We start from the raw sequence: 8,932 nt of genomic DNA on the forward strand, positions 1-8,932 counted from the left end.
ACAGTTATTTTAAAATTAGTCTGAGTATTGACATCTTTATAAGAATCCCAATACTCAGACAGAAGAAAGGTATTAACATCCAATTTTATTTTCAATTATTTGAGCCAAGCCATTTGCTAGGTTTTCGATCTGTTCAAGGTCTTTTCCTTCCAACATAACTCTTACTAGAGGCTCAGTTCCAGAAGGTCTGATCAAAACTCTTCCCTTTCCATCCATGATTTTTTCTATTCTATCAATTTCAGATGCAATTTCCTCAAAATCCATATAAGTGCTCTTGCATTCGTTCTTCACCTTTACATTGACCAATACCTGTGGATATTGATCCATGATTTTTGTAGCTTCAGATAATTTTATACCCTTTTCTACAAGAATCGATGCTAAAACCAAAGATGACATTGTTCCGTCACCAGTAGTGTTATAATCCAAGAATACCAAATGACCAGACTGCTCTCCGCCAAGAGAATAACTTCCCTTAACCATCTCTTCCAAAACGTATCTATCTCCGACTTTTGTAGTTTCAAGATTGATTCCATTTTCCTTTGCTGAAATAAATAACCCAATGTTGCTCATTACAGTGACTACCAATGTGTCATTTTTTAGCATTCCCTTTTCCTTCATACTGGCAGCACAAATCATCATAATTTTGTCACCATCGACAATTTCGCCATTCTCGTCCACTGCGATCAATCTATCTGCATCACCATCGTAAGCCATCCCGAAATCAGCCTTTTCTTCTATAACTTTTTTCTGAAGACCTTCAGGATGAGTAGATCCACATGATTTATTTATATTCGTTCCATCAGGATTACAGTTTATTTCGATTACTTCAGCTCCCAACAATCTAAAAGCCATCGGAGCAACCTTGTACGAAGCCCCATTAGCACAATCTAAAACAACTTTTAGGTCGCTAAAATCCGCCTCTATGTGAGAAATTACATTTTCAACGTATTCCTTAGCGGCGTCATGCTTAAAAATCTTTCTACCTACCTCATCTCCAGTAGGTAAAACATCTATTAGAGCCATATTATCAATATATTTTTCTATTTCTAATTCAATTTCATCTGCCAATTTAAATCCTTTATCGTTGAAAAACTTAATTCCGTTATATTCAACTGGATTATGCGAAGCAGAAATTACAACACCACAATCAGCGTTATATTTTCTGGTCAAATAAGCCACAGCTGGTGTCGGTACAACTCCTACTGTAACAACATCACATCCAACAGACATCAACCCAGAAACAAGTGCTGCTTCAAGCATATCACCTGAGATTCTAGTATCTTTTCCTACAACCACGCTAACCTGTTCTCTTCCTCTAGTCAAAACAAAGCCACCAGCTCTTCCAAGCTTATATGCCATTTCACAAGTCAATTCCGTGTTTGCAATTCCTCTGACACCATCTGTTCCAAAATATTTTCTCATTATTGTATTCACCTCATAAATATGTATCAATATATATTTTACCACATATTCATATAATTTTCTCGTTTTTTTCGCAAAAAAAGACCGTTGTAATAAATTACAACGGTCAAAATATCAATTTATTAGTTTTTCTGACTCATTACTGCATTATAACCAGCTTCTAATGCCTGTCTATTAACAGGAATAAATTTTTCCTTACTCTTTCCGAAAACCTTCTTGAAAGCTTCTAAAACTGAGTCTATATTAACAGAATCATCGATTGCTAAAAAAGCACCAAGCATTACCATATTTGCAAACTTTGGTCCACCCAATTGATTAGAAATATCAACAGCATCAATGTAGTATGACTGAACATCATCTCTATCACATTTCTCATGTATTAGTGAACTGTTTATCAATACAACTCCACCAGGAATTACATCATCTTGGAACTTTGTCAATGAAGGAGAATTCATTATTATAGCTGCGGTAGCATCATCAGTTATTATTGGAGAACCAACTGGCTCATCAGAAATAGTAACTGAACAGTTAGCAGTACCACCACGCATTTCTGGTCCATATGATGGCAACCAAGAAACTTCCTTATTTTCTAGCATTCCGGCATAAGTCATCAACTGACCCATAGACATAACACCCTGTCCACCGAATCCTGCACAAATAACTCTAGATGTACTCATTTATTTTTCCTCCTTTGCTGCTGCTAAATCAATATCTTTGAAATTCTGAACTGGATAGTAAGGCACCATGTTGTCTCTTAACCACTGTAAAGCATCAGGAGCACTCATACCCCAGTTAGTAGGACAAGTAGATAAAACTTCTACCATTGAGAATCCTAAACCAGCCATCTGAACATCAAAAGCTTTTCTTATTGCTTTCTTAGCTTTTCTAACTTCACCAGGAGTATCCACTCTAACTCTTTCTATATAAGTTGCACCAGTCAAAGTTGAAAGCATTTCAGACATTCTGATTGGGTAACCATGAAGCTTAGGATCTCTACCGCCTTGACAAGTAGTAGCTTTTTCACCTATCAATGTAGTTGGAGCCATCTGTCCACCTGTCATACCATAAGTAGTGTTGTTAACGAATATTACAGTTATGTTTTCACCTCTATTTGCAGCATGTACTATTTCTGCAGTACCGATTGAAGCAAGGTCTCCGTCACCTTGATAGGTAAATACAGTGTGTTCTGGGAAAACTCTCTTTATTCCAGTAGCAACAGCAGGAGCTCTACCATGAGCAGCTTCATGCATATCACAGTTAAAATAATTGTATGCCAATACTGAACATCCAACAGGAGCAACACCTATTGAAGTTCCTAGTACTTCCATTTCTTCCAATACTTCACCAACTAATCTATGGATTATACCATGAGTACATCCTGGACAGTAATGTGTCTGTGCATCAGTTAAACCAGTTGTTTTTTTGAAAATTACAGCCATTACTTAACACCTCCCATAATATCTTTTGCTCTTGCCATTATTTCTTTTGGTTCTGGAACCATTCCACCTGGTCTACCATAGAAATGAACTGGATGTCTACCATTAGAACCAAGCTTAACATCTTCTACCATCTGTCCCAAACTCATTTCAACTACGAACAAGTTTTTACAAGCAGGAATTTCATCAAATGCTTTGTATGGGTATGGCCAAACAGTCTTAGGTCTTATCAAACCAACTTTGTATCCTTCTTCTCTCAAATCATTTACACAATTCTTAACAACTCTTGCCATAGTTCCGTATGCTACGAAAACTAATTCTGCATCTTCAGTTCTATCCATTTCGTACTGAACTTCTTCTTTTTCTATTAATTCGTATTTTCTCTGTAAATGATAGTTGTGCTCTTCCAATATTTCTGGAGACAGATAAAGTGAATTTATAATATTAGGCTTTCTTTCTCCCTTAGTACCAGTAGTTGCCCAATCTTTAGGAGGAAGCTGTCTAACTTTTCTTTCCTTATCAAAATCAACTGGTTCCATCATCTGACCGATCATACCATCTAGTAAAACTAGAACAGGAGTTCTATACATTTCAGCAACATCAAAAGCATCCTGAATCATATCGCATGCTTCCTGTACACTTGCTGGAGCATATACTGGAGTTCTGTAGTCACCGTCTCCACCACCTCTAGTTGTCATGAAATAGTCCGACTGCGAAGGTTGAATTGATCCCAAACCAGGGCCACCTCTCACTACGTTTAATACAACGCAAGGTACTTCAGCACCTGCACAGTATGTTATACCTTCTTGCTTTAGTGCAATACCAGGTGAAGAAGATGAAGTAAGTACTCTCGCACCACAACCACCTGCACCGTAAACCATATTAATTGCTGCAACTTCAGATTCTGCTTGTACAAAAGTTCCTCCGATAGCTGGTAATTCTCTTGATAAATATTCTGGCAACTCACTTTGTGGAGTTATTGGGTAACCGAAGAAGTATCTACATCCAGCCACCATAGCTGCTTTACCAAAAGCTTCGTTACCTTTCATTAGTATCTTTGCCATGTAAAATCCCTCCTAATAATTAATCTCTTTCTACCGTAATAACTGCGTCTGGACACATAAGAGCACAACTTGCGCAACCTATGCATTCTTCCATTTTCACAACGTGAGCCGGATTATATCCCTTTGAATTCACCTTAGACATATCAAGCTCAATTATCTTTTTTGGACATACTGAAATGCAATTACCGCATCCCTTACAGTACTTCTGATCAAAAGACACTCTACCTTTAGCCATTTGTATTGCCTCCTTAAATAATAAAATTAGTCTAAAAAATATTTAAAACACAACTACATCATCCAATCATCACGCAAATATAGATTAATTGGAATAATATCACCTTCGAAGTCCTCAGGAATCTCTTTTACAAGAGCTTCAAGACAAGAAATGAACTTGATAGGAATGTTTTTAAGTTTTGAAACTTTTCTGCACACCTCTTGCCCTTTTTTGATATCTTCTATTGTAGTGGCTTTAAGCATATGAGTATTGTTGATTAAACCTGTCACCCTCAACTTTGAAGCCTTTTCGATTTCGTCAATATACCTCATAACCTCCTCTGCCGTCTGTGTTTTTTCTCTGTTTGCATTGACAACGAAAAACATATCATAATCGTCATCATCAATCATATTTTTATATCTAGCAATAACAGTCGCACCAACCTTATCACCACCCAAATCAATAATATTATTATAATCCTTATTTAGTAGTGGTGTATGAATTTCAGCAGATAACGCTGGAATATCCAGTGTAGGTGCATCAACAGAACTGCTTATTAGATGTATTCCATTTTCCTCTAAAAACTCTTTCCTTCCTCTAGATCTAAAGTAAACATTCACTACATCCAAATCCGAAATAGCCAATCTTCCCTCAACTTCCTTCCTTAGCTTTAACGCATAATTGATAGAAAACTCACTTTTTCCACTTCCATAATGACCTGTTATTATTCTTATTCTCTTTGTCTTTTCCATTTTTCTCTCCTTATTTATCTAAATTCTCAATCTCCAGATAACAAGGCCGATAAAAAAACTATTTCCCTGCAACGATATTGAAACTCATCTTAGGAAAAGCTTTATTGTTCGTCATAATTTTGAGCCTTTTCCTCACCTTTTAAAACTCTCAATCCGCCAAGAGCCAATGCTATCATTTCATCTTCGCCCGGATATACCTTAACCTCGCTGATAAATGAAACTCTTTCAGAAATCATAGCTGTAAACATTTTAGAATACGCTATTCCCCCAGTTAAAAGTACTGCATCAACTTTTCCCTTTAGAACTGCCGAGCAAGCACCGATTTCCTTTGCTATTTGATATGCCATTGCTTCATATACAAGCTTTGCCTTTTCGTCACCATTGTCGATCATCGTTTCAACATCTCTTGCATCATTTGTATTCAAATATGAAACGAGACCGCCGTTTCCAGTGATTTTTTTCTTCATATCATATAAAGTCAGTTTTCCACTGTAGCACATCTCAACTAAACTACCAACTGGAACCCCACCACTTCTTTCAGGTGAGAATGGTCCTTCACCATCTAGTGCATTGGCAACATCCACTACCATTCCATGCTCGTGAGCACCGACAGAAATTCCACCACCCATATGGGCAATTATCAAATTCAAATCCTCGTATTTTTTTCCAACTTCACTTGCATATCTTCTTGCAATTGCTTTTTGATTTAGTGCATGGAAAATACTAGTTCTATCAACATCAGCCATACCAGATATTCTAGCTACTGGTTTAAGCTCGTCAACTACAACTGGATCAACTATAAAAGCAGGGATTCCAAGCTCATTGGAGAACTCGTTGGCGATTATACCACCAAGATTTGATGCGTGTTGTCCAGAAACTCCAACCTTCAAATCATCAAGCATACTCTTAGTCACAGTGTATGTCCCACCTTTGATAGGCTTCAACAATCCACCTCTCCCAACAACACAATCTAGATCCTTTAGATCTATATTTGCATTCTGTAATTCATTTTCAATAACTTCTTTTCTAAAATTAAACTGATCAGAAATATTTTTATATTTCCCAATTTCTTCAGATGAATGTCTCAAAGTTTTCTCAAAAACTTCTGATTCATTATCAAAAACCGCAATCTTTGTAGATGTAGATCCTGGATTAATGGTAAGAATCTTGTAACTTTCCTTCATTTTTTACCTCCATAAATGGGATTTTTTCGTCTATTGGTCGAGTTCGTCAGTATAACTAGACAACCGATACAATATAACGTTTTCATCAAAACTAATTACACATACCCTTTTATACATTTTGTTTAAAAATACTATTTTTCAAAATATATTGTATACTATTATTGTATAACTAAAATAAAGAAGTTGCAACAAAAAATTTATCAAACGAAATTTTCTTAAATTAATAATCTAAAGTACACTTTATAATTTAGCTTATATTTTTATTTTTATTTAATTTTCTGAAGTTTCAATCATTCTAGTATTTTTTGAAAATAACATACCAATCTTTTTTTAACAAAAAATAATGATAACTAAATTTATTTTTTTAGTTATCATTATTATGCCATTATTCATTTTTTATTAATTCAACCTGTGAAATGTCACCTTTTATTTTAATATTATTAGGAACGCTCAATTTGATCAATTTTGAGTCATTATTATCTACAATATCATCTTTTATTTCCTCTGTGATAATCTCATCTATATTTTTTAAAGTTTCATTATTTCCCAGTATAACCACTTTGTCAGGATTTGTCGATAGATTAGGCAACAGATATTTATCTCCAGAATACTTCACCCTAACCGGAACCTCCTTTGACATAGTCTGCATTATTTTAACCTTTATCTTCTTGTTTGAAATCTTCACATTAACAGGCGCGCCACCACTTGTGTATGCTACGAGTGCAAAATTCACAGTGCTATTATTTTCAACTGAAAGTTTTTCTTTTGGAATAACTCCGCCAACATAACTTACACTGTTAACCAACTCACTTGGACCACTTATTTCAACCTCATTTTCCTCTGGAATAACTTCACTTATTTCATTTTTTTCCGATAGCGGAACCTCTATTTTTACATCTACCTTTTTCGTAATTGCTTTTTCAAGATTAATAGCAAAGCTGGCATCCTTCAATTCTCTTGATACTCTATTTGATATATTTGTCCTAAGAGTAATGATATTCTTCCCCTCTACAGGATTCACAATATCTGCATATATATCTACATTATTTTTATTTAACTTTTGTATTTCTGACAGTTTTCCTTCAACTGTAATATCCGTTTTCAAATCTTCAACAGGATAAATTACGAACCCCTGTCTCTCCAAATCAGACGAATTTGTAATAGTAATAGGAATATTTTCAATAACTTTTTTATCTTCAGGATCCACTACAGCTATTACATACATCCACAATATAACAGCTGCAAGAACAGAAATTATTTTGGTACGTAAATTATTTTTTGAAAGTATGTTTTTTTTCATAAAATCTCCTTTCAACTAGTTTTTCTTGATAAAATCTTTAATAAATCCGAAATTATTTTCGTGTCTTTTCTCTTCAAATTCTCTCAATATATTAAAAAGCCTTTCTTTGGCGATATTTCGATAAATCTTACCTGACCTAGCAATTGAAACTTTACCACTTTCTTCTGATACAATAATAGTTAGGCAGTCTGATATTTCACTTATACCAATTCCTGCTCTGTGCCTAGTTCCCAAATCCTTGCTCAAATCCTTCCTTTGAGTAAGAGGAAGAAAACACGCAGCCGACAATACTTTTAAATCTCTCACAATAACCGCTCCGTCGTGAAGCGGAGTATTTGGAACAAATATATTGCAAATCAACTGTTTTGTAATTTCACCATTTATTTTGGTTCCAGTTTCAGTTATCTCATTCAGTTTTGTTTTACCCTCTATAACTACAAGTGCCCCTATCTTCTTTTCTGCCATATCGTAAACAGCATCTAGTAGTGATTCTATAGATTCAATTAAATCCATATCGTATTTAGATGCCGCCTGAGGTCCCAATTTTCTAATGCTAGTATTTCTTCCTATATGTTCAAGCCCAGCTCTTAGCTCTGGTTGGAAAATAATGAATGGCAAAATAAACCCTACTTCCAATATTTTCACCAATATCCAATATAGTGTATGCAATTTAAATATTCCACTTAACTGAGTGGCAACTAACAAGATAACAACTCCCTTAAACAACTGCTCAGCCCTCGTATCTTTTATAAACATCAATATTTTATAAAAGATATAGGCAATTATCATCATGTCGACCACATCATTAATACTTATCTTTGTAATTATTTGGAATAATTGATTAAAAAATAAATTTAATGAAACCATCCTTACCTCCCAAAACAAAAACACTAATATTCACTTCATTTATCTTATCTATATTTTACTACATTATTCATAAGATAGAATTAATTTTTTGATAAAAATATATTTTTTTATCAAAAAAAGACTTCACTTACGTAAAGTCTAACTAAAACAGTGAGCGCACAGGGATTCGAACCCCGGACACACGCCTTAGAAGGGCGTTGCTCTATCCAGCTGAGCTATGCACCCATATATAATTGGAGCGGGAAACGAGATTCGAACTCGCGACTTCGACCTTGGCAAGGTCGCGCTCTACCGCTGAACTATTCCCGCATATGGCGACCTGGAAGGGGCTCGAACCCTCGACCTCCAGCGTGACAGGCTGGCATTCTAACCAACTGAACTACCAGGCCGCAATATTAATTGGTGGGAGTAACAGGGCTCGAACCTGTGACCCCCTGCTTGTAAGGCAGATGCTCTCCCAGCTGAGCTATACTCCCATAAATATAATTGGAGCGGGTGAAGGGGATCGAACCCTCACAGCTGGCTTGGAAGGCCAGAACTCTACCATTGAGCTACACCCGCATATAAAAAATGACTCCTAGGGGAATCGAACCCCTGTTACCGCCGTGAAAGGGCGGTGTCTTAACCGCTTGACCAAGGAGCCAAGTATTTAATTTGGTTGCGGAGGAAGGACTTGAACCTTCGACCTTCGGG

9 protein-coding genes and 6 tRNA genes are annotated in these 8,932 nt (G+C 35.9%); all 15 read right to left on the reverse strand.

Annotation, left to right across the window (positions count from 1 at the left end; all coding sequences use genetic code 11):
* Positions 1–72: 72 nt before the first annotated feature.
* On the reverse strand, positions 73–1,422 hold the full coding sequence (gene glmM / locus FYJ71_RS05650) for a phosphoglucosamine mutase (protein ID WP_154537839.1): 1,350 nt from the start codon (positions 1,420–1,422) through the stop codon (positions 73–75).
* A gap of 122 nt (positions 1,423–1,544) precedes the next feature.
* The gene (locus tag FYJ71_RS05655) at positions 1,545–2,099 is read right to left on the reverse strand and encodes a 2-oxoacid:acceptor oxidoreductase family protein (RefSeq protein WP_154537840.1); all 555 of its coding nucleotides are present in this window, start codon (positions 2,097–2,099) and stop codon (positions 1,545–1,547) included.
* On the reverse strand, positions 2,100–2,861 hold the full coding sequence (locus FYJ71_RS05660) for a thiamine pyrophosphate-dependent enzyme (RefSeq protein WP_091995065.1): 762 nt from the start codon (positions 2,859–2,861) through the stop codon (positions 2,100–2,102).
* Positions 2,861–3,922 (reverse strand): 3-methyl-2-oxobutanoate dehydrogenase subunit VorB, encoded by a 1,062-nt coding sequence (locus FYJ71_RS05665; protein ID WP_154537841.1) that lies wholly within the window; start codon positions 3,920–3,922, stop codon positions 2,861–2,863. The genes FYJ71_RS05660 and FYJ71_RS05665 overlap by 1 nt, the downstream gene beginning before the upstream one ends.
* A 19-nt stretch (positions 3,923–3,941) precedes the next feature.
* Positions 3,942–4,157 carry a 4Fe-4S dicluster domain-containing protein gene (locus FYJ71_RS05670; RefSeq protein WP_091995071.1) on the reverse strand — a complete coding sequence of 72 codons (216 nt, stop codon included), beginning with the start codon at positions 4,155–4,157 and terminating at the stop codon, positions 3,942–3,944.
* 53 nt (positions 4,158–4,210) lie between these two features.
* Positions 4,211–4,888 carry an ATP-binding protein gene (locus FYJ71_RS05675; protein WP_154537842.1) on the reverse strand — a complete coding sequence of 226 codons (678 nt, stop codon included), beginning with the start codon at positions 4,886–4,888 and terminating at the stop codon, positions 4,211–4,213.
* 101 nt (positions 4,889–4,989) lie between these two features.
* Complete coding sequence (gene buk, locus FYJ71_RS05680; protein WP_154537843.1) at positions 4,990–6,072, reverse strand: butyrate kinase; 1,083 nt, start codon at positions 6,070–6,072, stop codon at positions 4,990–4,992.
* Positions 6,073–6,457: 385 nt separating this feature from the next.
* Entirely contained in the window at positions 6,458–7,372 is a 915-nt protein-coding gene (locus FYJ71_RS05685) for a CdaR family protein (protein ID WP_154537844.1), read from the reverse strand.
* Positions 7,373–7,387: 15 nt separating this feature from the next.
* On the reverse strand, positions 7,388–8,239 hold the full coding sequence (gene cdaA, locus FYJ71_RS05690) for a diadenylate cyclase CdaA (protein ID WP_154537845.1): 852 nt from the start codon (positions 8,237–8,239) through the stop codon (positions 7,388–7,390).
* A gap of 151 nt (positions 8,240–8,390) precedes the next feature.
* Positions 8,391–8,464: transfer RNA gene (locus FYJ71_RS05695), tRNA-Arg, on the reverse strand.
* A gap of 9 nt (positions 8,465–8,473) precedes the next feature.
* Positions 8,474–8,548 (reverse strand) — tRNA-Gly (locus FYJ71_RS05700).
* Between the two features lie 3 nt (positions 8,549–8,551).
* Positions 8,552–8,628 (reverse strand) — tRNA-Asp (locus tag FYJ71_RS05705).
* A gap of 11 nt (positions 8,629–8,639) precedes the next feature.
* Positions 8,640–8,715, reverse strand: a tRNA-Val gene (locus tag FYJ71_RS05710).
* A gap of 11 nt (positions 8,716–8,726) precedes the next feature.
* Positions 8,727–8,800 (reverse strand) — tRNA-Gly (locus FYJ71_RS05715).
* 10 nt (positions 8,801–8,810) lie between these two features.
* Positions 8,811–8,882 (reverse strand) — tRNA-Glu (locus FYJ71_RS05720).
* Between the last annotated feature and the right edge of the window lie 50 nt (positions 8,883–8,932).

It is taken from the genome of Peptostreptococcus porci (genome assembly GCF_009695815.1).
GTDB classification, from domain to species: Bacteria; Bacillota; Clostridia; order Peptostreptococcales; family Peptostreptococcaceae; genus Peptostreptococcus; species Peptostreptococcus porci.